This window comes from Nocardioides sp. Z38_18 (assembly GCF_058215695.1).
In genome coordinates this window covers 1452310-1478235 of the sequence record NZ_JBZAJE010000002.1, presented here as the reverse complement: position 1 = coordinate 1478235, position 25926 = coordinate 1452310, and the positions used below count along the sequence as shown (strand labels likewise).

The 25926-nt window shown below is 70.4% G+C and carries 25 protein-coding genes and 3 tRNA genes; 14 read left to right on the top strand and 14 right to left on the bottom strand.

The window, feature by feature from the left end; all coding sequences use genetic code 11:
• Positions 1 to 11: 11 nt before the first annotated feature.
• The 4 genes from serS to AC4BGC_RS18220 are packed head-to-tail and all read left to right on the top strand — an operon-like array spanning position 12 to position 3543.
• On the top strand, positions 12 to 1328 hold the full coding sequence (gene serS / locus AC4BGC_RS18235; RefSeq protein ID WP_490557028.1) for a serine--tRNA ligase: 1317 nt from the start codon (positions 12 to 14) through the stop codon (positions 1326 to 1328).
• On the top strand, positions 1321 to 2178 hold the full coding sequence (locus AC4BGC_RS18230) for an HAD family hydrolase (RefSeq protein WP_490557027.1): 858 nt from the start codon (positions 1321 to 1323) through the stop codon (positions 2176 to 2178). The genes serS and AC4BGC_RS18230 overlap by 8 nt, the downstream gene beginning before the upstream one ends.
• Positions 2175 to 2672, top strand: a complete 498-nt coding sequence (locus tag AC4BGC_RS18225; protein WP_490557026.1) for a GNAT family N-acetyltransferase — start codon at positions 2175 to 2177, stop codon at positions 2670 to 2672. The genes AC4BGC_RS18230 and AC4BGC_RS18225 overlap by 4 nt, the downstream gene beginning before the upstream one ends.
• A 34-nt stretch (positions 2673 to 2706) precedes the next feature.
• The gene (locus AC4BGC_RS18220; RefSeq protein ID WP_490557025.1) at positions 2707 to 3543 is read left to right on the top strand and encodes a ScoMcrA-related endonuclease; all 837 of its coding nucleotides are present in this window, start codon (positions 2707 to 2709) and stop codon (positions 3541 to 3543) included.
• Between the two features lie 52 nt (positions 3544 to 3595).
• On the opposite strand, the gene AC4BGC_RS18215 is transcribed toward AC4BGC_RS18220, so the two are convergent.
• From AC4BGC_RS18215 to mobA, 4 genes are all read right to left on the bottom strand, one after another.
• Positions 3596 to 4162, bottom strand: coding sequence for a bacterial proteasome activator family protein (locus AC4BGC_RS18215; protein ID WP_490546999.1), 567 nt, complete (start codon positions 4160 to 4162; stop codon positions 3596 to 3598).
• A gap of 9 nt (positions 4163 to 4171) precedes the next feature.
• Positions 4172 to 5146 (bottom strand): NAD(P)H-quinone oxidoreductase, encoded by a 975-nt coding sequence (locus AC4BGC_RS18210; RefSeq protein ID WP_490557024.1) that lies wholly within the window; start codon positions 5144 to 5146, stop codon positions 4172 to 4174.
• A 25-nt stretch (positions 5147 to 5171) separates the two neighbouring features.
• Entirely contained in the window at positions 5172 to 5477 is a 306-nt protein-coding gene (locus tag AC4BGC_RS18205) for a DUF6457 domain-containing protein (protein WP_490557023.1), read from the bottom strand.
• Between the two features lie 71 nt (positions 5478 to 5548).
• Complete coding sequence (gene mobA, locus AC4BGC_RS18200; protein WP_490557022.1) at positions 5549 to 6175, bottom strand: molybdenum cofactor guanylyltransferase; 627 nt, start codon at positions 6173 to 6175, stop codon at positions 5549 to 5551.
• Between the two features lie 40 nt (positions 6176 to 6215).
• Between mobA and AC4BGC_RS18195 the strand changes: the two genes are divergently transcribed.
• Both AC4BGC_RS18195 and AC4BGC_RS18190 read left to right on the top strand, forming a co-directional pair.
• Positions 6216 to 7055 (top strand): carbon-nitrogen hydrolase family protein, encoded by an 840-nt coding sequence (locus tag AC4BGC_RS18195; RefSeq protein ID WP_490557021.1) that lies wholly within the window; start codon positions 6216 to 6218, stop codon positions 7053 to 7055.
• 22 nt (positions 7056 to 7077) lie between these two features.
• Positions 7078 to 8169 (top strand): hypothetical protein, encoded by a 1092-nt coding sequence (locus tag AC4BGC_RS18190; RefSeq protein ID WP_490557020.1) that lies wholly within the window; start codon positions 7078 to 7080, stop codon positions 8167 to 8169.
• Between the two features lie 46 nt (positions 8170 to 8215).
• Here AC4BGC_RS18190 and AC4BGC_RS18185 read toward each other — a convergent pair.
• A tRNA-Ser gene (locus AC4BGC_RS18185) sits at positions 8216 to 8304 on the bottom strand.
• Positions 8305 to 8386: 82 nt separating this feature from the next.
• The gene (locus AC4BGC_RS18180; RefSeq protein WP_490547007.1) at positions 8387 to 8746 is read right to left on the bottom strand and encodes a hypothetical protein; all 360 of its coding nucleotides are present in this window, start codon (positions 8744 to 8746) and stop codon (positions 8387 to 8389) included.
• Positions 8747 to 8860: 114 nt separating this feature from the next.
• Here AC4BGC_RS18180 and AC4BGC_RS18175 point away from each other — a divergent pair, with 114 nt between their 5' ends.
• Together AC4BGC_RS18175 and AC4BGC_RS18170 are read left to right on the top strand one after the other, a co-directional pair.
• The gene (locus AC4BGC_RS18175) at positions 8861 to 9355 is read left to right on the top strand and encodes a hypothetical protein (RefSeq protein ID WP_490557019.1); all 495 of its coding nucleotides are present in this window, start codon (positions 8861 to 8863) and stop codon (positions 9353 to 9355) included.
• Between the two features lie 69 nt (positions 9356 to 9424).
• Positions 9425 to 9514 (top strand) — tRNA-Ser (locus AC4BGC_RS18170).
• Between the two features lie 134 nt (positions 9515 to 9648).
• Here AC4BGC_RS18170 and AC4BGC_RS18165 read toward each other — a convergent pair.
• Complete coding sequence (locus tag AC4BGC_RS18165; RefSeq protein ID WP_490557018.1) at positions 9649 to 11478, bottom strand: phosphoenolpyruvate carboxykinase (GTP); 1830 nt, start codon at positions 11476 to 11478, stop codon at positions 9649 to 9651.
• Positions 11479 to 11897: 419 nt separating this feature from the next.
• Here AC4BGC_RS18165 and AC4BGC_RS18160 point away from each other — a divergent pair.
• A tRNA-Arg gene (locus tag AC4BGC_RS18160) sits at positions 11898 to 11970 on the top strand.
• Between the two features lie 133 nt (positions 11971 to 12103).
• Here the strand turns inward: AC4BGC_RS18160 and AC4BGC_RS18155 are convergent.
• The 5 genes from AC4BGC_RS18155 to AC4BGC_RS18135 all read right to left on the bottom strand — a co-directional run bounded on the left by AC4BGC_RS18155 (position 12104) and on the right by AC4BGC_RS18135 (position 18496).
• Complete coding sequence (locus AC4BGC_RS18155) at positions 12104 to 12856, bottom strand: enoyl-CoA hydratase-related protein (RefSeq protein WP_490557017.1); 753 nt, start codon at positions 12854 to 12856, stop codon at positions 12104 to 12106.
• Between the two features lie 73 nt (positions 12857 to 12929).
• A complete protein-coding gene (locus tag AC4BGC_RS18150) occupies positions 12930 to 14138 on the bottom strand; it encodes a CaiB/BaiF CoA transferase family protein (protein ID WP_490557016.1) in 1209 nt (402 codons plus the stop codon).
• Positions 14131 to 15537 carry an amidase gene (locus AC4BGC_RS18145; RefSeq protein WP_490557015.1) on the bottom strand — a complete coding sequence of 469 codons (1407 nt, stop codon included), beginning with the start codon at positions 15535 to 15537 and terminating at the stop codon, positions 14131 to 14133. Before AC4BGC_RS18145 ends, AC4BGC_RS18150 begins: the two co-directional genes overlap by 8 nt.
• Complete coding sequence (locus AC4BGC_RS18140) at positions 15534 to 17006, bottom strand: sodium:solute symporter family transporter (protein WP_490557014.1); 1473 nt, start codon at positions 17004 to 17006, stop codon at positions 15534 to 15536. The genes AC4BGC_RS18145 and AC4BGC_RS18140 overlap by 4 nt, the downstream gene beginning before the upstream one ends.
• Positions 17007 to 17254: 248 nt before the next feature.
• The gene (locus AC4BGC_RS18135; protein WP_490557013.1) at positions 17255 to 18496 is read right to left on the bottom strand and encodes a PucR family transcriptional regulator; all 1242 of its coding nucleotides are present in this window, start codon (positions 18494 to 18496) and stop codon (positions 17255 to 17257) included.
• A 131-nt stretch (positions 18497 to 18627) separates the two neighbouring features.
• Here AC4BGC_RS18135 and AC4BGC_RS18130 point away from each other — a divergent pair, with 131 nt between their 5' ends.
• From AC4BGC_RS18130 to AC4BGC_RS18115, 4 genes are all read left to right on the top strand, one after another.
• Complete coding sequence (locus AC4BGC_RS18130) at positions 18628 to 19446, top strand: formate/nitrite transporter family protein (RefSeq protein WP_490547010.1); 819 nt, start codon at positions 18628 to 18630, stop codon at positions 19444 to 19446.
• A gap of 57 nt (positions 19447 to 19503) precedes the next feature.
• The gene (locus AC4BGC_RS18125; RefSeq protein ID WP_490547011.1) at positions 19504 to 20367 is read left to right on the top strand and encodes an SGNH/GDSL hydrolase family protein; all 864 of its coding nucleotides are present in this window, start codon (positions 19504 to 19506) and stop codon (positions 20365 to 20367) included.
• 98 nt (positions 20368 to 20465) lie between these two features.
• The gene (locus AC4BGC_RS18120) at positions 20466 to 21908 is read left to right on the top strand and encodes a WS/DGAT/MGAT family O-acyltransferase (RefSeq protein WP_490557012.1); all 1443 of its coding nucleotides are present in this window, start codon (positions 20466 to 20468) and stop codon (positions 21906 to 21908) included.
• A gap of 63 nt (positions 21909 to 21971) precedes the next feature.
• Positions 21972 to 22604: a hypothetical protein gene (locus AC4BGC_RS18115; protein WP_490557011.1), complete on the top strand. Its 633-nt coding sequence runs from the start codon at positions 21972 to 21974 to the stop codon at positions 22602 to 22604.
• A gap of 19 nt (positions 22605 to 22623) precedes the next feature.
• On the opposite strand, the gene recQ is transcribed toward AC4BGC_RS18115, so the two are convergent.
• Together recQ and AC4BGC_RS18105 are read right to left on the bottom strand one after the other, a co-directional pair.
• Positions 22624 to 24459, bottom strand: a complete 1836-nt coding sequence (gene recQ, locus AC4BGC_RS18110) for a DNA helicase RecQ (protein WP_490557010.1) — start codon at positions 24457 to 24459, stop codon at positions 22624 to 22626.
• Between the two features lie 43 nt (positions 24460 to 24502).
• Positions 24503 to 25114, bottom strand: coding sequence for an endonuclease (locus AC4BGC_RS18105; protein WP_490557009.1), 612 nt, complete (start codon positions 25112 to 25114; stop codon positions 24503 to 24505).
• A 135-nt stretch (positions 25115 to 25249) separates the two neighbouring features.
• On the opposite strand from AC4BGC_RS18105, the gene AC4BGC_RS18100 reads away from it, so the two are divergent.
• A complete protein-coding gene (locus AC4BGC_RS18100; protein WP_490557008.1) occupies positions 25250 to 25912 on the top strand; it encodes a pentapeptide repeat-containing protein in 663 nt (220 codons plus the stop codon).
• The last annotated feature ends 14 nt before the right edge of the window (positions 25913 to 25926 follow it).

Below are 25926 nucleotides of genomic sequence, written 5' to 3'. Positions count from 1 at the left end.
AGTCTCGGGCCGTGATCGACCCACGACTTCTTCGCGACGACCCTGACCTGATCCGAGCCGCCCAGGAGAAGCGCGGGCTCTCGGCCTCCGTGGTCGACGACGCCCTCGAGGCGGACGCCGCCCGGCGGGCCGCGATCGCGGACTTCGAGCAGCTGCGCGCGGAGCAGAAGCAGCTCGGCAAGCTGATCGCCAAGGCGCAGGGCGACGAGAAGGCGGACCTGCTCGCCCGCACCAAGCGCCTCGCGGCGGACGTGAAGCTCGCCGAGGCCACCCAGACCGAGGCGGAGCAGGGCTGGCGGGAGGCCGTCTACGCGATCCCCAACCCGGCCGCTCCGCAGGCGCCGGCCGGCGGCGAGGAGGACTACGTCGTCCTCTCCGAGCACGGCACCCCTCGCGACTTCGCGGCGGAGGGCTTCGAGCCGCGCGACCACGTCGAGATCGGCCGGATCCTCGGCGCGATCGACGTGGAGCGGGGCGCCAAGGTCTCCGGCTCCCGGTTCTACTACCTCACGGGACCCGGTGCCGACCTGGAGCTGGCCCTGGTCAACATGGCGATGGACCAGGCGCGCTCGGCCGGGTTCACCACGATGATCCCCCCGACCCTGGTCAAGCCGCGCGCGATGGAGGGCACCGGGTTCCTGGGCCAGGCCGCCGACGACGTCTACCGGATCGAGGGACAGGACACCTACCTCGTCGGGACCTCCGAGGTGCCGCTCGCGGCGTACCACTCCGACGAGATCCTCGACGCGGAGACGCTTCCCCGCCGGTACGTCGCGTTCAGCCCCTGCTTCCGCAAGGAGGCCGGCTCGCACGGCAAGGACACCCGCGGGATCATCCGGGTGCACTGGTTCGACAAGGTGGAGATGTTCACCTACACGACCCTCGAGGAGGCCGAGGACGAGCACCTGCGCCTGCTCGGGTGGGAGATGGAGTGGCTGGACAAGCTGGAGCTGGCCTACCGGGTGATCGACGTCGCCGCGGGTGACCTCGGGCTCTCGGCCCAGCGCAAGTTCGACTGCGAGGCGTGGGTGCCCACCCAGGGTCGCTACCGCGAGCTGACCTCCACCTCGAACTGCACCGACTTCCAGACCCGGCGCCTCGACATCCGCGGCCGGTTCGCCTCCGCCGACTCCGCCCAAGGATCGTCCCAGCCCGAGGTCAAGCCGATCGCCACGCTCAACGGCACCCTGGTCGCGATCCCGCGCACCATCGTGGCGATCCTCGAGACCCATCAGCAGGCCGACGGCTCGGTGCGCATCCCCGTTGCGCTGCGGCCCTACCTCCAGGGGCGCGAGGTCCTCGAGCCGATCGGTTCCAACGGTGGCTGATCCCGGCACCCCCGGCTGGGTCCCACGCCTGGTCGCGCTCGACATCGACGGCACCCTGCTCAAGTGGGTCGAGGGCGAGGGCCAGGAGTACGAGAAGATCTCGCCGGAGGTCTACGACGCGGTGCACGCAGCCGTCGAGGCCGGGGCCCACGTGGTGCTGGCCAGTGGCCGCTCACCCCACGGGATGGACGTGATCGCCGACCTCCTCGACCTCCCCCGCGAGGGCGACGAGCGGCTGTGGGTGGTCGCCTCCAACGGTGCCGTGATCTTCCGGTACCCGCCCCTGGAGGTGGTCCACGAGGAGACCTTCGACGCGAGCGCCGCGGTCCACCGGGTGCTCGAGAAGCACCCCGAGGCGCTGGTCGCGGTCGAGGAACGCGGCGTCGGCTACCGCGTCAGCGGCCCCTTCCCCGAGGGCGAGCTGTCCGGGGAGATGATCCAGACCGACCTGCACGAGATGGTCGCCGGCCCGGTCAGCCGCGTGATCATCCGGGACCCGAGCGCCTCGGTCGAGGAGTTCGTCGAGATGGCCGCCGCGCTCGGCCTGCACGGCACCGACTACGTCGTGGGCTGGACGGCCTGGCTCGACCTGGCGCCGGTCGGTGTCTCCAAGGCCTCCGGCCTGGAGTACGTCGTCCGCGAGCTCGGCCTGACCAGCGCCGACGTGCTCGCGATCGGCGACGGCCGCAACGACATCGAGATGCTCCAGTGGGCAGGGCGCGGCGTGGCGATGGGCCAGGCCGTCCAGGAGGTCCACGACGTGGCCGACGCCACCACCGGGACCGTCCACGAGGAGGGCGCGGCGGTCGAGCTGCGCCGGTGGTTCCCGGCACCCGCCGAGACTGCATGAACCAGCTCCCCGAGCTGGTGACCTCGCAGCGACTCACCCTCCCCCTGGTCACCCCGGAGGACGCCGAGGGGATGCTCGCCGGGCGCCGGCGCGTCTCCTGGCACCGCGACTACCCCGGCAAGGCCGATCAGGACGCGGTGGCCACGGTCCGGGCCGGTGACCCCGACGCGTCGTGGGGACGCCGGCACATCGTGCGCAGCTTCGACGGTCTCGTGGTGGGCTCGATCGGGTTCTTCGCAGCCCCGGAACCGGGCCCCGACGACACCCTCGAGGCCGAGATCGGCTTCGGTCTCGTCGAGGACGCGCGCGGGCACGGCGCCGCGAAGGAGGCGCTCACCGCGATGCTCGAACAGACCGACCTGGCCGGCGTACGGGTGCGGGCCTGCGTGCGCCCCGAGAACCAGTCCGGGGTCAGGGTGCTCGCCGCGTGCGGCTTCACCCAGCTCCGCGGGTCGACCGAGGACGGCGAGCTCGTGATGGTTCGACCGCTTTAGGGAACCCGGACGCGCGGGACGTAGAGTGCAGAACATGCCCCCATTCCAGGCCGTCAGGCCCGAGCACGTCCTGCTTGCCCTCGAGGAGTTCGATCGAGTCGGGTCTGAAGAGTTCCTCTCCCGCTACGGCTTCGACGAGTCGGGCGAGCACGAGCTGGTGCACAACGGCAAGACCTATGACTCGCTGGCCGTGATCGGCGTCGCCTACGTCCGCGCGACCGGTGAGCTCGCCCCCGCCGAGGACCTCCGCCGCGGTCCCGAGGGTGCCGCCGAGGCGCTCCGGGCGCTGGGATTCTCCATTGCCGGCGACGACGCGGAGGACGAGGGCGAGACCCCCGTCGACGCTGCGGACATCGGTGACGAGGCAGCCCGGTCCGCCTGGGCCGTGGCCGCACGCGAGGTGCTGCTGGAGACGGCAGCCAGGTACCACGCCGTGATCAGCACCAAGGAGCTCGCTGCCGAGGTGATGAAGCGCAGCAACATCCACACGAAGCGACCCAGCCACTACTGGATCGGCGACGTGCTGGCACGGGTCGCCGCCGACTGCGCCCAGCGCGGCGAGCCGCTGCTGTCCGCGTTGTGCGTCAACGCCGACGGCAGCGTCGGGGCCAGCTATGCCGCGACGGTGTCCGCTGCGGGCGGCAGCGTGGACGGCGACGCCGACGACCACGCCGCACGCGAGCGGCTCGAGTGCTACCGCACCTTCGGTGCGGACCTCCCCAGCGGCGGCGGCACCTGGGCCCTCACGCCGCGGCTCAGCGCCTCACGCAGCCGTGAGCGACGTGCTGCGGCGGCGGAGAAGATGCCACCGCTGTGCCCCAAGTGCCACACCGCGGTGCCCGCCACGGGCATCTGCGACTACTGCGACTGATCCCTGCACCCAACCGCTCCGCCCGGCCCTTCGGCCATCACGGGGGGTCGGCTCAGAGGTACATCCCGCCGCGGCCGTGCTCGGACCCGTCCTCGGGGCGCGCGCCCGGGTGGCCGGGCTCGACGTGCAGGCCGGGAGCGGCGCCGGGCGGCAGCGCCCTGCGCATCTGCTCCAGCTGTGAGCGCGCGGCCATCTGCTGGGCGTAGATCGCGGTCTGGATGCCGTGGAAGAGCCCCTCGAGCCATCCCACCAGGCTGGCCTGGGCGATGCGCAGCTCGGACTCCGAGGGCGTCGCGTCCTCGAAGGGGTGGACCAGCCGGTCGAGCTCCTCGTCGAGCTCGGGGGCGAGGCCGTCCTTCAGCTCGTTGATCGAGGTGTGCAGCAGGGCGGCCAGCCGCTTGCGGCCCGCCTCGTCGAGGGGTGCGGCCTTGACCTCCTCGAGGAGCTGCTGCACCATCCGGCCGATCCGCATCACCTTGGCCGGCTGCTCCACGAGGTCGGTGAGGTTGCGCTCGCCGTCGTCCTCGCCGTCCTTGTCGTCCTGGCCGGTCACGGGCTGGCCGTCGGGAGCGATCACGGTCACCTGGTCGTCTGACTGCGGCTCTCGGGGTGTCGACATGGTCCGAGCCTACTCAGCCACCGTGAGCAGGATCTTGCCGCTGTGGGATCCCGAGCCCATCAGCTCGTGGGCGCGGGCGGCCTGCTCCAGCGGGATCTCCTCGTGGACCAGCGAGCGGACCCGGCCCTCGCCGATCAGCGGCCACACGTGCTCGACGACGGCGGCGCAGATCGCGGCCTTCTCCTCGGTCGGCCGGGCGCGCAGGGAGGTCGCGATCACCGCGCCCCGCTTGCTCAGCAGCAGTCCCAGGTCGAGCTCGGCCTTGGCGCCGCCCTGCATCCCGATCACGACCAGGCGTCCCTGGGTCGCGAGCGCGGCCAGGTTGCGGGCGAGGTACTTCGCGCCCATGTTGTCCAGGATCACGTCGGCGCCACCCTCCTGCTTGACCACCTCCACGAAGTCCTCGTCGTGGTAGTTGATCGCGCGGTCGGCACCGAGCTCACGGCACAGCTCGAGCTTCTCCGCCGAGCCGGCCGTGGTGAGCACCTTGGCGCCGAGGGCCTTGGCCAGCTGGATCGCGAAGTTGCCGATCCCGCCGGCACCTCCGTGCACGAGCAGGGTCTCCCCCGGTTGCAGCCCCGCCACCATGAACACGTTCGACCACACGGTGCAGGCGACCTCGGGGATGGCGGCCGCGCTCCTCAGGTCCACGCCGGGCGGCAGCGGCATCACCTGTCCCGCGGGCACGACCACCTTCTCGGCGTACCCCCCGGCGGCGAGGAGCGCGCACACCTCGTCCCCGACGTGCCACTGGTCCACTCCTTCGCCCACGGCGCCGATCCGGCCGGAGCACTCGAGCCCGAGCACGTCGGAGGCGCCCTTCGGCGGCGGGTAGAACCCCTGGCGCTGGAGGGTGTCCGCGCGGTTCACCGCGCTGGCGACCACGTCGATGACGACCTCGCCCGGACCCGGCTCGGGGTCGGGCAGATCGACGACGGTCAAGGCCTCGGGACCACCCGGCTCGGGTGCGGTGACGGCGCGCATGGTGCCCACCCTAGGGAGGTCGCGCTCAGACCTCGACCTCGGAGTCCTCGACCTCGACCTCGACGTCCTCGAGGTCGGAGTCGACCTCGTCGGGAGCCTTGTCCCAGCGCAGCGCCAGCGCCGAGGCCAGCCCGGCCAGCCGCTCCACCTGCTGGGGGTGGCCGTCGAACGCGGCGGCGGCGTAGCCGAGCAGGAACGTGCTGACCGGTGCCGCCGGACGCTCCACGTTGTGGGCCGCGTCGCGCGCGAGGTCGAGGATCAGGGCCTCGTCGACCTCGAGCTCGATGTCCAGCACGTCGCAGAGCTCGTCGATCCAGTCGTGGAGGTTCACGGCCACAGTCTTGGACGGTCCGCGGACCTGTGCAACACGAATGCAGAAGTTGCCCCGGGATCCGGGCCGGCTCAGCCACCCATCAGGGTGCGCAGCGCGACCAGGTCGTCCCAGGTGTCGAGGTCGTGCGCCTCTGCCGCCACGGCGGGCACCTCGGCGAGGTCCAGCCCCGCGACCAGCCGCCTCATCGCCAGGCCGTGCTGCTGCTCGGCGGGCGGGGCGGCGGCCAGCAGCGCCTCGGTCCGGTAGTTGGCGCAGACGTACTGCCGCCGTCCGGTGGGGTCGACGAGGAGCGCACCGTCCTTGCTGGGTCCGTCCTTGGTCGCGGCCGCGAGCAGCCGGCGCACGGTGTCGGTGGTGACCATCGGCATGTCCACGGCGAGCACCACGGTGTGCCGCGGCACGGCGGCGAAGGCGGCGAGCCCGGCCAGCACGCCGGCTGCCGGCCCGCCGCCCGGCGGGTCCTCGCGCCGGAAGGTCACCGGACGGCTGGTCAGGACCTCGTCCCCCACCACGACCACCTCGGGGATGCCCGCCAGCGCCGCGAGGGCGTGCTCGAGCAGGGTCGCACCGCCCACCTCGATGGAGGCCTTGTCCGCGCCGTCGATCCGCACCGCCCGCCCGCCGGTGAGCACCACGGCCCCGACGTCCGCCCGCGCCGGCCCGGCGGCTGCTGGATGGTGTCCGGTGATCGCCACGACTGGAGAGTCTGGCACCCGGACTGGCACTGTGGGAGCCATGGCCGAGACCTCCACGCACACCCAGCCGGGCGACCGGTCCGCAGCCACGGCCGGGACAGCCCCCAGCGACCGGCTCCGGCTGCGGCTGGTGCAGCGGGCCTCGGGGCTCGACCCGGCCGAGAACCTGGCCGCGCTGGAGGAGGTCGCCACCCTCGACGGCGAGCCCGACCTCGTGGTCCTGCCCGAGGCGTTCGCCCGTGACTTCGGCGAGGCCGGGTCGGACCTGGCGCCGTACGCCGAGCCGCTGGAGGGGCCGTTCACCGAGGCCCTGCGCCGCGCAGGCAAGGCGACGGGGGCTGCCTGGCTCGCAGGCATGTTCGAGGTCGCACCCGACCCCGCCCGTCCGCTGAACACGCTGGTGCTCACCGATGAGGACCGGCTCTCGGCGTACCGCAAGATCCATCTCTACGACTCGTTCGGCTACCGCGAGTCCGACACCGTCAGTGCCGGGGAGGTGCAGCCTGCCCCGGTCGAGGTCAGGGGGTTCCCGCTCGGGCTGATGACCTGCTACGACCTGCGGTTCCCCGAGCTGGCCCGCACGCTGGTCGAGCAGGGCGCCGAGGCGCTGGTGGTCCCGGCGGCCTGGGTCGCCGGCCCGCGCAAGGTCGACCACTGGCGGACGCTGCTGCGGGCGCGGGCGATCGAGAACACCGTCTGGGTCATCGGCGTGGGCCAGCCGGCCCCCCGCTACACCGGGCACTCGATGGTGGTGGCCCCCGACGGCGACGTCGTGGCCGAGGCCGACGGGGATCCCGCGGTCCTCGACGCGGTGATCGACCGCTCCGCGGTCGCGGAGGTACGCCGGACGAACCCGTCGCTGGAGAACCGGCGGATCTGAGACGGGTTGGTAATCTCACCCGGTGCCGGTGCTGAGGAGAACGCCTGGCCGTCGGCTGCTGCCCGGCGGGTACGAGGCGACCCCGGAGCACCCCGACCGCACGCGTGAGCCCGGCCCCGGTTCCCGCCGTGCCGGTGCGCCGCCGGCCACCTCCGACGTCGCCCCCCGGTGGCGCCCGTTCGCCGGGAGGCGGAGGTCGTGGGCCGTCGCGCTGGTGGTCCTCGCGGGTGCCTCGGCGCTGCTCCAGGTCCTCGACGCACCCGACCTGGTCCGGCAGTCGATCGCCGTGGCTCTCGCGGCCGTGCTCGCGGTCGGTCTCGCCGTCCGGTCGGGGACCTCGGTGCCGCTGGCGTCCGGGTTCGCACTCACCCTGGGGGTGACCGCGGTGGTCACCGGCTGGGAGCCCCTCCTGGCGGGGGCCGCGGTGGGCGCTGCCGTGGCGGGATCGTGCCTGGCGGTGCTGGGGACCCGGCCCGCGTCCGGTCCGGTCGCGGTCGCGCGGGAGTTGGTGGTCGCGCTACTCGTCGCCGCGACCGGAGGCCTCGCCGCCGCGGGGTTCCTCGCGGACCTCGACACCGAGAGGTTCGGCTACACGGTCCTCGCGCTCACGCTGGTCTGCGCGGCCCTGCTGGTCCACCGTCCCGCCGGCGGGCTGCACCTGCTGGGCCGCCGCGGCCTCCTGCTCTTGGCCGGCGCCCTGGTCCTGTTGGTGGTGGTGGTCGTCTACACGGCTGCCCTCACCGAGTACGGCTCCCCGGAGCTGGTCACCCAGGTGCGCTCGGCGCAGGACGACCTGCGCAGGGCGCTGGCCGGCGTACCGCACCCGGTCGACTTCCTGGTCGGCATCCCGGCGCTCGCCTGGGGCGTCTCGCTGCGCTCACGGCGCCGCCAGGGCTGGTGGGCGTGCGCGTTCGGTGCCGCAACGACCGCGCACCTGGCGGCCGACCTCTCGGGGAGTGACTGGTCGGTCGGCGCGGGCCTGGCCGTCGTCTACAGCCTGGTGCTGGGCCTGCTCGTGGCGGCGCTCCTGGTCCGGCTGGAACGCGCCGTGGGCGGCCACGGGACGCCGCCGGCGCTGCGGGAGGAACCACCCCGGCTGTACCCGCTGCAGTGACGGCGGGCCCCCGCCTGGCCCGGCTCAGCAGGACCCGGGCCGTCAGCAGAGGGGGCGGGATTCGAACCCGCGGCTGACATCTCTGCCAGCGACCGCTTTCAAGGCGGTTCCGATCGGCCGCTCCGGCACCCCTCCGTGGTCCTCGCGGACCGTGCCAGAGTCTAGTGGCCTCGCGGGGCCGGTGGGCAGGCCCGGTCGGGGTCGCTGCCGCGTGCAGCTAGTCCGAGCCGCCGAGCTCCAGCGAGACGGCGTCGTAGACCAGGTCGTGGAGGCGCTGCTGGTGGTGCTCGAGGTCGGCGAGGAGCCGACGGGTCTCGCGCAGGACGGCGTCGGTGTCCAGCTCGCCCAGCACCCCCGCGGACAAGGCTGCAACGCGGGTCCGGAGACGGGACCGGTCCCGGTCGGAGAGGTGGGTGCGAGCGGTCAGCCAGGCCTCCCGTGGGCGGCCCTGCGGCAGGGACAGCGCCTCCTTGACCTCCGAGAGGCGTCCCCGCACCTTCCACCGCCACTCGGGCGCCGTGCTGTCACTGGCGAGGATCTGGCCTAGCTCCCTGAGCGCGATCTCGAGTGAAGACATCCCGCACCACCTTTCGGGCCTGCGTCCGAGATGGAGAACACAGTGTGATCCAGTTCACACCATCGGGACAAGGGCCAGTTTTGTGGGGCCTGCGCGTTCGGGTGTAATCGCCGGGTGAGCAACCCCCCTGCCGACTCGTCCGGCCCCGTCCCCGGTGGTCACCTCGACTTCGCCCTCGCCCCCGTCCTGCGCGCACGGCTGCTGGGCACCGGGCTGGTCGCCATCGGCGCCGTGGTGCTGCTGGGCGCGCTGCTGGCGTGGCTGATCGGAGTGCCCTCGGCCTACGTCACCGGGTTGGTGGTGCTGGCCCTGGTGGGCGCAGCCGCCCTCGGCCTGCTCGTCGGCGTCCGGCACTGGGTGGTCCGGCTCGACGACCTCGGCTACCGGGTCCGGGTGCTGCGCTCGGCGCAGGCGAAGTCGGCCCGGTGGGTGGACGTGCTCGACCTGCAGGCGGTCAACGAGGCCGGCAACCGCCAGCTGGTCCTCCGCCTGCGCGACGGGCGTACGACGAGCCTGCCGGTGGACCTCATCGAGGGGGACCCGGCCGCCCTCACGCAGGCCCTGTCGGAGCGTCTCGACCGGGGCCACGGCTACCGCAAGCTCCGCTGATCCGGCGTTCACACCAGCCCGGTTGTTCTCCGGTGCCCCTCGGTGGGTAACCTGTGCCTGCCGGAACGGGGAGGTGTCGCCTAGCCCGGTTTATGGCGCCCGCCTGCTAAGCGGGTTGAGGGTTGTGCCCTCTCGCGGGTTCAAATCCCGCCACCTCCGCAAGATGACCGCTCCGGACCCCCAGGGTCCGGAGCGGTTCTGCGTTCCCCCCACGTGAGGGTGCGGGAAAGCAGCAGGACCCGCACCCGGGAACGGGTGCGGGTCCTGGCGGATCTGCCGGTGGGGCGGGTGCCTCAGACGCCGAGGCGTGCCTTGAGGCCGTCGAGCTCGGTCCACAGCACGGCGGGAAGGTCGTCGCCGAACTTCTCGAACCACTCGGAGATCTCGGGGATCTCGCGCTTCCACTCCTCGACGTCCACGGCGAGGGCCTTGGCGAGGTCCTCCTCGGTCACGTCGAGGCCGTCGATGTCGAGCGAGCCCGGGGCCGGCACGTGCCCGATGGGGGTCTCGACAGCAGCGGCCTGGCCCTCCATCCGGTCGATGACCCACTTGAGCACGCGGCTGTTCTCGCCGAAGCCCGGCCACAGGAAGCCACCGTCGTCGTTGCGACGGAACCAGTTGACGTAGAAGATGCGCGGCATCTTCGCCTCGTCGTTCTCCTTGCCCATCTTGATCCAGTGGCTGAAGTAGTCACCGGCGTTGTAGCCGATGAACGGCAGCATCGCCATCGGGTCGCGACGGACCACGCCGACCGCACCGGTCGCCGCGGCGGTGGTCTCGCTGGAGAGCGTCGCACCCATGAACGTGCCGTGGACCCAGTCGCGGGCCTCGGTCACGAGGGGGATGGTCGTCTTGCGGCGGCCACCGAACAGGATCGCGTCGATCGGGACACCGCGCGGGTCGTCGTACTCGGGCGCGAGGATCGGGCACTGCTTGATCGGGGTGCAGTACCGGCTGTTGGCGTGGCTGGAGGGCTCCTCGGAGTCGGGAGTCCATGGCTCGCCCTTCCACGAGGTGGCGTGGGCCGGCGGGTTCTCCAGGCCCTCCCACCAGACATCGCCGTCGTCGGTGAGCGCGACGTTGGTGAACACCGAGTTGCCGATGTTGATCGTCTTCATCGCGTTCGGGTTGGTGTGCTCGTTGGTGCCGGGGGCGACGCCGAAGAAGCCGAACTCGGGGTTGACCGCCCACAGCCGGCCGTCCTCACCGATCCGCATCCAGGCGATGTCGTCGCCGATGGCCTCGACCTTCCAGCCGGGGATGGTCGGCTCGAGCATCGCCAGGTTGGTCTTGCCGCAGGCGCTGGGGAAGGCCGCGGCGATGTACTTGGTGACCTTGTCGGGGTTGGTCAGCTTCAGGATGAGCATGTGCTCGGCCATCCAGCCCTCGTCGCGCGCCTTGGCGCTGGCGATCCGGAGCGCGTAGCACTTCTTGCCCAGCAGGGCGTTGCCGCCGTACCCGGAGCCGAAGGACCAGATCTTGCGCTCCTCGGGGAACTGCACGATGTACTTGGTGTCGTTGCACGGCCAGGCGACGTCCTCCTGGCCCTCCTCCAGCGGCATTCCCACGGAGTGCAGCGCGGGCACGAAGTCGGCGTCGAGCTCCTCCATCCGGCGCAGCACGTTGGTGCCCATCCGGGCCATCACGCGCATGCTCGCGGTGACGTACGCCGAGTCGGTGATCTCGACGCCGAACATCGGGCTCTCGGCCTCGAGGTGACCCATCACGAACGGGATGACGTACATCGTGCGGCCCTTCATGCAGCCGGCGTAGAGCCCGCGCATGATGGCCTTCATCTCGTTGGGGTCCATCCAGTTGTTGGTGGGCCCGCAGTCGCGCTCGTCGACCGAGCAGATGTAGGTCCGGTCCTCGACCCGCGCCACGTCGGTGGGGTCGGAGGCGGCGTGGAAGGAGTTGGGCTTCTTCTCCGGGTCCAGGCGGGTGAAGGTGCCGCTGGCCACGAGCGCGTCGGTGACCTCGACCCACTCCTCGTCGGAGCCGGTGCACCAGTAGATGCGGTCCGGGGTGGTGAGCTCGGCTGCCTCGCGGACGAAGGCCAGAATGCCTTCGTGCGTGGTGGGCGCGTCCTCGGTGATGGTCTGGTTCGACGTCTCGGCGGTCATGCCTTGTCTACCTCTCGAGCATTTCGCGGCCGTGCCCGGAGGGGCCAGACCGGCCGTCGAACGCATCGACGGTGTGTGTCCTTGCAAAACTGCCTGTCGGGTGCCGCGACGCTGCACCACCCAGATGGTTCACCCAAGTTACTGCCCGTTTCTCACAGAGCGGTAAGCGAGGTTGGGAGGGAATCTACGTGCCGGTTCGGAATCGGCCTATTGGATCGATCCAGCCGTCTCGTGCCCCGAGCCGGTGTGTCGAGTCTCACGTCGACACGCGGCAGCCCCCGCCCGACGAGGCGCCCGTGGGCGACCGGTACGCCGGTGCACCCGGGATCGCACGCCCTGGTCGGGGGCGGCCGATTTCGAGGCCACGGGGGTCGTCCGCTAGAGTTACGCAGTCTTCAGAGGTCAGCCTCCGGGGATGGGCGCCTGTAGCTCAACGGATAGAGCATCTGACTACGGATCAGAAGGTTTGGGGTTCGAATCCCTACAGGCGCACACAAACTACTCTCCAGCAGGGCCTCGTCGCCCGCCGTCTCGGCAGCTGCGGGAAACCGTTCCGTGGCCGACGGTGCGGTCGTTCAACGAGGCCCGGTTAAAGGTTCACGGTCATCTCGCGTGTCGGCGAGGATCACCCGAAGCGGGGCGGCCGCTTGGCCAGGAACGCGTCGACCCCTTCACTGAAGTCGGTCGAGGCGTAGACGCCAGCCAGTCGCTCCTCATCGCCCGGTGCCGGCAGGGCGACCGCGGCGCGGTGCAGCAACTGCTCCTTGGTCGCTGCGATCGTGTTCCTCGAGGCCCGATTGAGACCGTCCGTGATCTGCGCCAGTTCGACGTCGAGCGCCTCCCCGTCCTCGACGACAGCGGCGACCGCGCCGACGGCGTACGCGCGGTCGGCGTTCACCAGTCGCGACAGGAGCAGCATCTCCCGAGTCAGTGACTCGCCGAACACAGCCGCGCAGCGGTACACCGCCTCGGCGGAGAGCGCGTTGCCGAGGGTGCGCGCAATCGGGTAGCCGAAACGCGCCGTGGGGGTGCAGACCCGGACGTCGCAATGCGTGGCCACAGCCAGGCCACCGCCGACGCAGATGCCCTCAACCGCCGCGATCGTCACCTGTGGCAGCTCGGCCACGGCGCGGAGCACCGACGTCACACCGCTTTCATAGGCCACGCCGTCGCGACCTCGGTCCTCGGCGGCGAGAGACATCCGGGTGAAGCCGGAGATGTCGTTCCCGGCAGAGAATGCCCGCCCCCCCGCACCGCGAAGCACGACGCTCCGCACCGTTCGGTCCTCGCGGAGCTCGGCGCAGAGCTCAAGCAGGGTCCGGTACGTCTCCGAGGTCATCGCGTTGTGCCGTGAAGGCCGGTTGAGCACCACCTGCACGCTCCCGGCGGTCCGCGTCACCAGCACGACTTGTTCCGCGGCGCCACCTGAGAAGTCGTTCACGAGGCGTCGTTCACGAGAGTTGATCCTTGCTCGGGTGCAGCATCGGTGCTTCCGCGAGCCACTGCCGCACACTGGCGTCATGCTGCCCCAGCGTCGGGGGAGCCTGATGCGCCCGCCGGCGGCCCTGGTCGAATCGAACGGCCGGGCCGGGGATCCGGATCGGTCCGAGGCTGGCGTGATCGACATCGATGATCAGCCCCTGGGACTCGGTCTGCGGGTCGTCGTACACCTGCTTGATGGTGCGGACCTCTCCGCAGGGGATCCCGAGCTGGTCGATCTGGTCGAGCCAGTCCGCTGCCGACGCGGTGGCCAGGCAACGCTCGATCTCCGCAGTCAGCTGATCGCGGCGCTGCACCCGCTCGGAGTTCGTGACGAACCGCGGGTCGTCGGGGTCGATGCCCACCATGTCGGCGAACCGTCGCCACTGCGTCTCGTTCGCAACCGCGACCTGCAAGGCTCCGCCCTGGCAGCGAAAGAGTCCGTAGGGCGCGATCGCGCCGTGGTGGTTCCCGTCCTGACCAGGCACTTCCCCCGCGACGGTGTACCGGGTGCCCTGGAAGGTGTGGGCGCCGACCGTGGCCGCCAGCAAGGAGGTGCGGACCACTTGCCCACGGCCAGTCGTCTCACGCTCGAGGAGGGCAGCAAGTACGCCGTATGCGCCATGGACACCGGCCAGCAGGTCGGAGATCGGCACACCGACCCTGGTCGGGGTGTCAGTGCCGGTGACGCTCATCAGGCCGGCCTCGCCCTGGACGATCTGGTCGTAACCCGCTCGTCCGCCTTGGGGGCCGTCATGGCCGAACCCGGAGATGGACAGCACCACCAGCCCGGGATTGACCTCGTGCAAGCGGTCGTTGCCGAAACCGAGCCGGTCCATCACTCCGGGACGGAAGTTCTCGATCAGCACGTCGGCTCGCTGGACGAGCGCCAGCAGGAGGTCTTGCCCCGCCTCGGACTTCAGGTCGGCGGTGACGGACTCCTTGTTGCGGTTGCAGCTCAAGAAGTATGTCGCCTCCGGAGTCGCAGGCGGGCCCACGAAGGGAGGTCCCCAGGACCGGGAGTCGTCGCCGGTGCCGGGCGCCTCGACCTTGATGACCCGGGCGCCGAGGTCGCCGAGCATCATCGCCGCATGCGGACCAGCCAGCGCCCGGCTGAGGTCGACGACGACCATGCCGTCCATGGGACCTTCGGGGGTTGCTCCGGTTCGAGTGTCAGTCATGCTTCTCCCTTGTCAGTGTTTCGATCCGCTGCGCGACCGCCAGCACGACGTCGTCCTGGTCCGGACGCCCCACAACTTGCACGCCGATGGTGCGTCCGTCGGGGAACGTGCCGATCGGGGTCACCGCCGCGGGCAGTCCGAACAGGCTGATGGCCTGGCAGCAAGCCAGCAGGTCCCACGGGCCGAGCGTGGTGCCGTCAACGTCAAATGTGCGGTCGGTGAGAGCAGGTGCGCCGATCGCCGCAACCGGCAGGAGGAGTACGTCGGGCATCTGTACGAGCATCTGCTCGCGCAGCTCGGCCATCCTCAGGCGCAGATCGGCCACGTGCTCGGCATCGACAGGGCGCTCGGAGTCGAGGAGCAGCCTGATCACCGGTCCGGGCTCGGCTTCGCCAAGGAGCCGTCGGATGTCTCCGGTTGGATCGGTGGCCCGCACCTCGCGGAACAGCGGCGCCGCCTCCCGCAGAGCGCTCGGGGTCTCGTCGGGAATCGATCGCGACAGGTCCTCGGCAAGCAGCCCAGCCACGTTTCGGACTGCCTCCACGATGGGTGAGGCGATTGGAGCCGTCCCCTCCCCGGGGGACCAGGCCAGGCGCACCCCGCCGAGGTCGGCGTCGGTGCGCCCGGCCCGACCACCGGACAAGACCTCAGTCACGAGTTGAGCGTCGGAGATCGTTCGGGTCATTGGACCCACCACCTGCAGGTCGCCCTGCAGGCTGCCGGCAGTGAGCCGCCACTGCCCGGCGTCACGGTGCCCCGGCAACTGGCCGGCGTTGTCCACCATCCCAGGGGTGGGACGCAGGCTGCTCAGCCCCGTGCAGTGCGCGGGCCAGCGCACCGAGCCGCCGTAGTCACTGCCCAGACCGAACGCGCTCATGCCTGCAGCCACGGCCGCCGCCTCCCCACCGCTGGAACCACCGGGTGAGCGGTCCAGCTGGGGGTGAAGCGGATTCGCGGTATATCCGAACAGCTCGTTCCACGTGAGTGACCACAACGCGAACTCGGGCGTGTTGGTCTTGCCGAGGCAGATCGCACCAGCCGCCCTGAGGGCGGCGACAGCGGGTGCATCCTCCGTGCCGACGTGGTTGGCCAACGTCCGGCTCCCCGCGGTGAACGGCATCCCCTCGACACTGATCACGTCCTTCACGCTGAACGGGACTCCTGCGAGCGGCCCGAGGTCGTCGCCGCGACGACGGGCCGCATCCACCGCAGCCGCGTCCGCCCGAGCAGACTCAGCGCCGACGAAGACGAAGGCGTTGAGCTGCGGGTTGAGCTCCGTGATCAGGGCAAGGTGCTCGTTGATGACGTCGGTCGCCGACACCTCGCCCGCCACCACCAGCCGCGCGAGCTCGCCCGCCGGAAGCCCGACGAGCGCACGGCCCGGCGATCCAGCGGTCACGCGGACATGGCGTCGTCGGCGCGAGCGCGCAGGGGGAAGAACTGCTCGATCACACGGGTGGGCGGCGCGGGCGTCAGGTACGTGACCGCAAGCGTCGCCGGGATGGTGAAGAGCAGAGCCGCCTGGATGTGGTAGAGCCCGAAGGGGTTGTCGAACTGGTTCCACAGGATGAACGAGACCGGAGCCACGATCATCACAGTCAACGCACCTTGCTTGTTGAAGCGCGGCCAGTACACGGAACCGAGGAACAGCAAGCTGAAGACCAGGCCGAGCACTCCGAAGGCCGGGAACATGAGGAAGGCGAGCAACTCGGGTGGGTTCAACGCGTAGATGATGCTGAGCACGCCGAGCACCATGGTGGTTGCTTGTGCCACTCGCACCCTCTGCCCGTTGCTGAGGGTCAGGTCGAAGGTCTTTGCCAAGATGTCGTTCTCAACCGTCGAGGCCAGGACGAGCAGGATCGAGTCAATCGACGACATCATCGCCGCAGCCAGAGCAGCGAGCACGATGGTGCTGAAGAACACCGGGAGGAGTTCCTCCGTCATCACCAGGAAAGTGCTGTCCGGGTCGTCGGTGAGCTGAGGGAACAAGGCGCGTGCGTAAAGACCCAAGAGCACGATGACGACTTCGAGCACCACCACCAAGCACATCACCAGGGTGAAGCCCGACCGCAGTGACTTGGCGTTCTTCACCGAGAAGAACCGGACGATGAAGTAGGGCGCGCCGAGTGCCCCGAAGAAGTTCAACATGATGAACGCGACGAAGTAGCTGCTTCCTGGCTCGATGTCGATCGGCCACGACGCCATTCCGGTCGGGTTCTCGCGGCCCAGTGCGTCACTGAGCCCGCCGAACCCGATCTTGTTGGCAGCGACGACTGCCAGCAGGAGCGCGCCGACGGCAAGCATGACGCCCTGTACCGCGTCGGTCCACACCACGGCCCGGAAGCCCCCGAAAGCAACGTACGCGAACACGAGGACGCCGAAGCTCCACACACCAGTGGTGTAGCTGAAAGGCGTGAGCCGCTCGATCAGCATGCCTGCCGCGAAATAGTTGGCGGCCAGGAGGGGCACCAGGAACACCAGCAGGATCACGGAGGAGAGCAGCCTCGGGGCTTTGCCGCCGAAGCGGGCAGTGATGAAGTCCGGGACCGTAACCGCACCGGTCCGCTTGGCGAGGACCATGACGCGCGGACCAAGCAGGTACCACGTCAGGAAGATCGCGAGGGTGAAGAAGAACGCCACCCAGATGAAGAATGGCCCCCATAGCATCGACAGCGATGTCCACCCGATGAGGGCGCCGGCACTGACCATGCTGGCCAGGTAGGTGAGGGCGGTCAATGGACCCGAAATGCCCCGGTCACCGAGATAGAAGGACTCCGTGGTCCCGCTGGTCGAGCGTCCAGCCCAGATGCCGACGACGAACACGGCGAGGAAGTAGGTCAAGAAGACCGACGCGACAATCCAGCTCATCGGCTCGCCTCGGCCTGCTCATAGCTGAGGGCTCGCGAGAGATACCGATTCCTCAGCAAGAACGTGGCGATCAGGATCGTGGCTTGGAAAGCGAGTGCAATCCAGAATCCAACGGGCATGGCGAACTCCCTGGCTGTCTCGGGTGATCGGGTGAAGCGGCCCGAATGGGCCGACCACGTCACGTAGCCACTGAGCGTAGGAGCCCAGATGTAGGTCGCCAATATGAGTGAGTGCCACCATTTGGCCCGCTACATGTCACTCGGCGCCAACAGCCCCATGTTCTCTACGGCCCTGCCGGCGCGGACGCGCGCCTCGCACGCCACCAGGAGCTGGGCACGTTGCCGGCCGCTGCGCATGAATGGCCCCAGCCTCGCTTCGAGCCGGGTGAGGCGATTTCTGATGGTGTTGTAGTGGAACGTCATCTCAGCGGCGGTCTTGGCGATGGAACAGTTGTGCTTGAGCAGCACGTGCAGGGTCGCCAAGAGGTCATCGTCCCCGGCGATCGGACCCAGTGTCTCGTGGACGAATCGATGGGCCAGTCCGGCACTCTCGAGAGCATCGACGATCTGGTCGATGCCGGTGTCGGCAAAGTTCACGATCGTCCCGATCGCCGTCTCGGGGTCGCCCAGCGTCACGTGCAGCGCTCTGGCGGCTTGCCCTGACGAACGCCGCCATTCCACCAACCTGGTGGCGACGTTGCCGACCCCACAGCGGAGCATCTCCTTGCCGATCGAGGCCGTCCGTAGGGCGGGGTCCAGAACTTCCAGGACCATGGCCAGTTCGGCCTCCGGCACCACCATCGCGATGTGATCGGCATAGGGAAACATCAAGATGCGGTCTGCGCGTTCACCAAGGGCGCGCGCGAGCCTTTCGCAGGTCGTTTGGTAAGCGTGCAAGGACATGGCCTCACTGGCACGCACAACGCAGACGTGCACCGGACCGCTGCTCCTTTCGGGAAGCGCTTCGAAGACCGGCATGAGCTCGGCCTCCGACGTGGTCGACTGCTCGTTGAGCAGCTGCCGCAGGTATTCGCCGTACTCGCGGACCCGTTCGTTGGCGACCAACGCCCGGGAGTACCGCTGGACCACCTCGGCGAAGTACGTCTCCTGCAGGTCCGTGAAGGCCAGGTCGAGCGGCATCGTAATGATGGGGAGGCCGATCTCATCAGCTCGTTGCTCCACCACCGCCGGCAGCCGGCCGACGTACCGACCTCCGAACTTGGCGACGAGAGCGACTACCCCGCTGTCCTTGAGCCCCTCGACCAGTGCGACCAGATCCGCGTCATTGAACCCTTGCAGTGGATAGCCAGAGGTGACGAGCAACTCGCCTGAGCGGACCCAAGGCAGGACGTCCGGGACTTCCATCATGTTCATGCGCGCTACTTCGGCCATCAATCCGCCCGCGCCCGCCAGCACAGCAGCACCCTGCATCGGCGCGAGGGCCAGGACTTCCTCGACCTTCAGACGCTCCGGAGTCGCTTGGCCGTACACCCCTGGACCCTAGCCCAGCAATGAACGCCACCCTCGGTGGTCCTCTCCACGTGTTCTCGCCACTCGGACGCGCCGCGTTTCGTGGTCGGCGACCTCGGGTACCTGCGCGCAGGAGACCCCTGGAGGCGCGCATGTCCGCTCGAGAACCGCAGGAGATGGCCGAGGTAGCCGTCGCCACCGGCGTGAAGAAGTCGAAGAAGTCGTGGGACCGGGTGCTGCTCAGCTCGTTCCTGGCCGGCGCCTACATCGCCTTCGGGGCGATGGTCGCGATCACGGTCTCCTCCGGCCTCGACCCGGAGACCTGGGGCACACTGCCCACGCTGTTCACCGGTGCCGCGTTCACCCTGGGGCTGGTGCTGGTGGTGATCGCCGGCTCCGACCTGGCGACCGGCAACATGATGCTGGTCCCGCTGGGCGCGATGCAGGGCAAGCTCAAGGTCGGTGACGTCGCCCGCAACCTCACCCTCGTGCTCATCGGCAACCTCCTCGGCGCCCTCTTCGTCGCGTTCTTCCTCGCCGTGCAGACCGGTGTCATCGGAGGGGCCGGGGCCGACGCGGCGAGCACCGCGGGGCTGACGCACGAGCGGCTCGCGACGATCGTCGGCGACAAGACCGGGCACACGGCGTGGCAGACGTTCCTGCGGGCGGTCGGCTGCAACTGGCTGGTGTGCCTGGCGGTGTGGATGTCCCTGTCCTCGAAGGCGGTCTCGGGCAAGATCCTCGCCATCTTCTTCCCGATCATGGCGTTCGTGGCGATGGGCTTCGACCACGTCGTGGCCAACATGTTCTTCCTGCCCGCCGCCATGTTCACCGACGTGCCCGGCATCGGTTTGGGTGACGTGCTGCTCAACTGGCTCCTCGCCGGCGCGGGCAACCTCGTGGGCGCGGTGATCTTCGTGTCCACGTCCTACTGGTACCTCTTCCTCAAGGACGCGCCCGAGGACTCGTAACCCGGGGGCGAAGGTCTCGTTTGAGATCTCACCACCCCCGATCATCGGAGTCTCGCCGTGCGCCGTCGACTGCTCGCTGCCGTCCTCACCACCGCGGCAGTCGCCGCCACCGCGATCACCGGCGTGGCTGCGCCCTCGGGCGCGAGCAGCACCGTGCGCTATGTCGCGCTCGGCGACTCCTACAGCGCCGCCTCCGGTGTGCTGCCGCTGGACCCGAAGGCGTCACCGATCTGCCTGCGGTCCACGCGCAACTACCCGCACGTGATCGCCTCGCGGACCGCGACCCAGCTCACCGACGTCACCTGCGGCGCCGCGGACACCGACGACTACTTCAGCCCGCAGTACCCGGGCGTCCCGGCCCAGCTCGACGCGGTCACCAAGGACACCCGGCTGGTCACGATGACGATCGGGGGCAACGACAGCAGCGTGTTCATCAACGCGATCGCCCAGTGCGGTCTCGCCGGCATCTCGACGCTGGGCAAGGGCAGCCCGTGCAAGGACAAGTACGGCTCCTCGTTCACCGACACGATCAAGCAGACGACGTACCCGGCGCTGGTGAGGTCGCTGCGGGCGGTCCGCGCCAAGGCGCCCAAGGCCAAGGTCGGCATCCTCAGCTACCCCTGGATCGTGCCTGCGACCGGAGGCTGCTTCCCGCAGCTGCCGCTCGCGACCGGTGACGTGCCCTACCTGCGCAACCTGCAGGGCACGCTCAACGACGCGATCCGCCGGGCGGCGGCAGCGACCGGGGCGACGTACGTCGACCTGAACACCGTCTCCAACGGCCACGACGCCTGCAAGCCGATCGGCGTGCGCTGGGTCGAGCCCGTGGTGGGCGGAACCAACCCGGTGATCGTGCACCCGAACGCGCTCGGCGAGGCCAAGATGGCCGAGCAGGCGATCAAGGTGCTCAAGCTGAGCTGAGCACCGGGCGAGGTGACCCAGCGGCAGAAGGGATCGGGCTTCGGACGCAGCCTGGCCCACCCAGGTGATACATGTTGCGTCCCCGAAAGAGGTGCGACGTGGCCCGACTCCCCAGCAAGGTCCTGAAGATCAACGACGCCGCGTGGCTGTTCGCGGAGAGCCGTCGTACGCCGATGCACGTGGGCGTGCTCGCCACGTTCTCCATGCCCGAGGACGCGGACGACTGCTACCTCGAGGACCTGATCAACGAGTGGCGGCGGGTCCGCACCTTCGCACCGCCGTTCAATTACCTGCTCCGGGGCCCCGGGGTGCCGCGCTGGAAGCAGGTCCCGGACGAGCAGATCGACATCGACTACCACCTGCGGCACTCGGCAGTCCCCTCCCCGGGCGGCCAGCGCGCGCTCGGCGTCCTGGTGTCCCGGCTTCACTCGCAGCGGCTCGACCGGCGCTACCCGCTGTGGGAGTGCCACGTCATCGAGGGCGTCGAGGAAGGGAAGTGGTCGCTCTACATCAAGGTGCACCACTCCCAGATCGACGGTGTGGGTGGGCTGCGGCTGGCCCGCCGGATGTTCTCGGTGGACCCGGAGGCCCAGGAGATGCTGCCGCCGTGGGCGATCGGGATGAGCGGTCCCGACCAGTCCGGCCTGGACGAGCCCGCACCGACGAAGACCCTGGCGACGGTCGAGAAGGACCCGGACCCGCTCGCCGGCGCGAAGAGTGCCGTCTCGGTGGCGCAGTCGCTGGCCAGGACGTACACCGAGAGCCTGACCGGGCTCGGAGGTGGCGACCGCGCCGTACCGTTCCGGGCCCCGAGGTCGGTGCTCAACTCCCGGATCCACGCACCGCGACGCTTCGCCACCCAGAACTACGAGATGGACCGGCTCAAGGCCGTCGCGAAGGCGGCGGGCGGCAGCCTCAACGACGTCTTCCTCGCCATCTGCGGAGGGGCGCTGCGCCGCTACCTGCTCGAGCTCGACGCGCTCCCCGCGCAGACCCTGACCGCGAACGTGCCGGTCTCGGTGCGTCCCGAGGGCGCGATCAGCGTCGGCAACGCCATCACGTTCCTCTACACCGAGCTGGGCACCGACATCGCCGACCCGATCGAGCGGATCCAGGCGATCCGCGCCTCCACGCAGCGCGCCAAGGAGCGGCTCCCGCAGGCGGGAGGCGCGCTGATGGACGCCTACACCGCGGTGCTGATGGGGCCGTTCCTGGCGCCGGCGGTGATCGGCGTCGGCGGCTACGGCCCCCCGGACGCCAACCTGGTGATCTCCAACGTGCCGGGACTGCGCGAGCCCCGCTACTTCAACGGCTCCCGGCTCGAGGAGTACTACCCGCTGAGCCTGCTCTTCCACGGCCAGGGCCTGAACATCACCGGGGTGAGCAACGCCAGCACCTTCTGCATCGGCTACACGGGATGCCGCGACACGCTGCCGCACCTGCAGCGGGTGGCCGTCTACAGCGGCGAGGCGCTCGAGGAGCTCGAGAGCGCGCTCGGCCTCCAGTGGCAGTCCGAGGAACAGCACTCCGCCGCCAACTGAGCTGCTTCCCGGGGCCGGGGGGCGCCGTCGGGACCGCGCTGCCGGTGGGTCAAAATAGGGTTCGTGACAGCCGACTCCAGCCCCGGAACTCGTGACGCCACGGAGGTCGGACCCACAGCCGCCCGCACGGCCTGGGCCGAGGCGGCCCGGCCGGCCCTGATCGAGGTGGCAGGGCGCTACCGCGCCACGATCACCTACAAGTCGCTCGCCACCGCGGTGCAGGAGTCCAGCGGCATCACCACGTCCCAGCCGATGCACCAGTGGATCGGCGACGTGCTCGAACGCGTCACCCAGGACTGCCAGTCACGCGGGGAGCCGCTGCTCTCCTCGCTGTGCGTGAGCATCCAGGGCAGCGTGGGTGCGGCGTACGCCGACGCAGTCGAGCTCGCCCGCGGCACCCGCCCCGAGGACCCGGACGAGGAGGCCGCCCACGAGCGGCTGGCCTGCTACCGGCACTGGGAGGCGGCCGGTTTGCCGCGCGACGGCGGAACCCCGCTACGCACCGCGCACTTCAAGCCCGTCCGCAAGGCCGCCGCGAGCAAGCCCGCCGCGACGCGCGTCCCGGGGACTCCCCGCAAGGCAGCCCCCGCCGCGCGCAAGGCCGCGCCCGAGCCTCCCGCCGAGAAGCCGATCCCGCTGTGCCCCAAGTGCTTCACCGCGGTGCCGGCCTCCGGCATCTGCGACTACTGCGACTGAGCACCGGCTCGGGGAGCCGTCAGCCCTGGACCACCTCGAGCAGCGCGGCGCCCCACTTGTCGATCTTGCCGGCGCCGATGCCCGAGATGCCGGCCAGCTCGGTGGTGGTGGCCGGCATCTCGGCGGCCACCTGGCGCAGCGTCGCGTCGTGGAAGACGACGTAGGCAGGGAGGCCGGCTTCCTTCGCGGTCGCCGCACGCCAGGCGCGCAGCCGCTCGAACCGTGCCTCGCCGTCCGCGTCCAGCGGGACCTGGTCGGCCTTGCCCTTGCCCGCGCGTGAACCGCCCGAGGAGCGCTTGCGGGCAGCCTTGGGGGCCTCGGTGCGGAGCGCGACCGTGCGCTCGCCGCGCAGCACCTCGTTGGAGCCCTCGGTGAGCTCGAGGGTGCCGTACCCGTCGCCGGAGACCGCGAGCAGGCGCCGTGCGAGGAGCTGGCGGATCACCCCGCGCCACCCGGCCGCGTCGAGCTCGGTCCCGATGCCGAAGACCGACAGCGTGGTGTGGTCGAGCTGGGTCACGCGCGGGGTCTCGTTGCCGAGCAGGATGTCGACGACGTGGCCGGCGCCGTACCGCTGACCGCGCTGGTGCAGGCGTACGACGGCCGAGAGCACCTTCTGGGCGGGGACGGTCCCGTCCCACGTCTGCGGTGGTGCCGCGCAGGTGTCGCAGTTGCCGCACGGCTCGGACTCCTGGCCGAAGTAGCCGAGCAGCTGCACCCGCCGGCACTCGACGGTCTCGCACAGGGCGAGCATCGCGTCGAGGTGCTGCCCCAGCCGGCGCCTGTGGGCGGCGTCGCCCTCGGAGCCGTCGATCATCCGGCGCTGCTGGACCACGTCGGCGAGGCCGTAGGCCAGCCACGCGGTCGCGGGGGCGCCGTCGCGCCCGGCCCGCCCGGTCTCCTGGTAGTAGCCCTCCACCGACTTCGGCAGGTCCAGGTGCGCCACGAACCGGACGTCGGGCTTGTCGATCCCCATCCCGAACGCGATCGTCGCCGTCATCACCAGCCCGGGCTCGCGCAGGAACCTCGCCTGGTGCTCCGCGCGCACGGAGGCGTCCAGGCCGGCGTGGTACGGCAGCGCGGGGATGCCGTTCTTGGCCAGGAACTTGGCGGTCTCCTCGACCGACTTGCGCGAGAGGCAGTACACGATCCCCGCGTCCCCGGCGTGCTCGGTGCGCAGCAGGTCGAGCAGCTGGGCGCGGGGGTTGTCCTTGGGCACGATCCGGTACTCGATGTTGGGCCGGTCGAAGCTCGCGACGAACCGGGTCGCGTCGTCGAGGTGGAGCCGCTGCGCGATCTCGGCGGCGGTCGCGGCGGTCGCGGTCGCGGTGAGCGCGATCCGGGGGACCTCGGGCCACCGCTCGCCGAGGACGGTGAGCTGGAGGTAGTCGGGGCGGAAGTCGTGCCCCCACGAGGACACGCAGTGCGCCTCGTCGATGGCGAACAGGGCGATGGTGCCGCGAGCGAGCAGCTGCAGGGTCGAGGGCACCGAGAGGCGCTCGGGAGCGAGGTAGAGCAGGTCGAGCTCCCCGGCGACGTACGCCTCCTCGACGCGGCGGCGCTCGGAGGCGTCCTGGGTGGAGTTCAGGAAGGCGGCGCGTACGCCGAGGGCTGCCAGCGCGTCCACCTGGTCCTGCATCAGCGCGATCAGCGGGGAGATGACGACGCCAGTACCTGGGCGCACGAGGGCGGGGACCTGGTAGCACAGCGACTTGCCCGCGCCGGTCGGCATCAGCACGAGCGCGTCCCCGCCGGAGACGACGGTGTCGATGATCGCCGCCTGCTCGCCGCGGAACTCGGGGTAGCCGAACACGGTCCGCAGGGTCTCGAGCGGGCTGGTGGTGATCGCTTCCGGCATGGCGCTCATCGTGCCCGACCCGCGTCGCCGCGCGGCGCTCGCCTCACCCCCGGTCGGCGAGGTCGGCCCGCACCAGCGCCGTCGCCAGCCTCGCGACCTCCCCGCGTGGGGCCAGCTCGGCCAGGGCAGCGGGCTCGGTCGGGAGCCCCAGCTTCTCCGCCCGGCGCAGCGCCCGGTCGTCGAAGTACGGCGACACCTCCGGCCACACGTCCTGCACCTCGCGGCAGAAGATCCGCGCCCCGACCGGCCCGATCCGGGGCGTCTGCGCCACTGCCTTGAGCAGGTCCTCCACTCCCGCGTGGCCGCGGGGACGGATCCGGCGCAGGTCTCCGTCGTACTCCTCGAGCAGCCACACCGCCCCCTCCTCGAGCTTGGTCGAGGTGCTCTCGTCGTACCTCTTGTAGCCGGCGCGCCCCAGCGCCGTCACCCGCTGCCGCCAGGTCGCGTCACGCATCTTCTCCGGCGTACGCCACCCCTGGCCGAACAGCTCCCGCGCTGCAGCCACGGCCACATCGGCCGAGATCCGCGTCGAGCTGAGCATGGTCAGCACCAGCAGCTGGTAGAGCGGCGCCGGCTCGTCCTTCAGCTGGATCCCCGCGGCCTCGGCGTACGTCGTTCCGTGCTCGTCCAGCAGCTCGTCCAGGGTTTGGGGCATGGGAGGGGTCTACCCAGAACCGGCGGCAGTTTCCCCCCACCCGAAGGAAGTGATGCCCCCCACAGCCTCCGCACCACCGGCACAGCGGGCCGGCTGCGGATGGGATTCTGGGGCGATCCCCACGACAGGACCGAGATGGCGACCGTACGACGCACTGCACCGCGCATCGAGCCGGTGCTCCACCGTGAGCTCCGTGCCGGTGACCACGACGACCTGCGGCCGCGGGCCGACCTGGACCGGAGCCGGTTCGAGCAGGTGCACGCCGATCACCTGGACCTCGGCAACGGGTCGGCGATCAGCGAGTGCCACTTCGACGGGCTCGCCGCCGACGAGCTCGACCTCTCCAGCTCGCGGGTCAACGACACCACGCTGGCCGGGCTCGACGTCCCCGTGGCGAGGGCCAACCGCGGGGTGTGGCGCGACGTGGAGATCGGCCCCGGCCGGGTCGGCTCGTTGGAGGCCTACGACGCGCAGTGGCGCCGCGTGCACCTGGTCGGGTGCAAGCTCACCTACGTCAACCTGCGCGGCAGCGAGCTGCTCGACGTGGTGTTCACCGACTGCCAGATCGACGAGCTCGACCTGGGCCGGGCCAAGCTGACCAGGGTGGCGCTGCCCGGGACCCGGGTCGCCCACCTCGACGTGCAGAACGCCGAGCTCGTGCACGTGGACCTGACGGACACGACGCTCTCCGACGTCAGCGGGGTGAACCACCTCCGCGGGGCGACCGTCACCTCGGCACAGCTGGTGCTGCTGGCGCCCCTGCTCGCCCGCGAGATCGGCCTCGAGGTCGAGGGCTGACGGCGGTCGGGCCG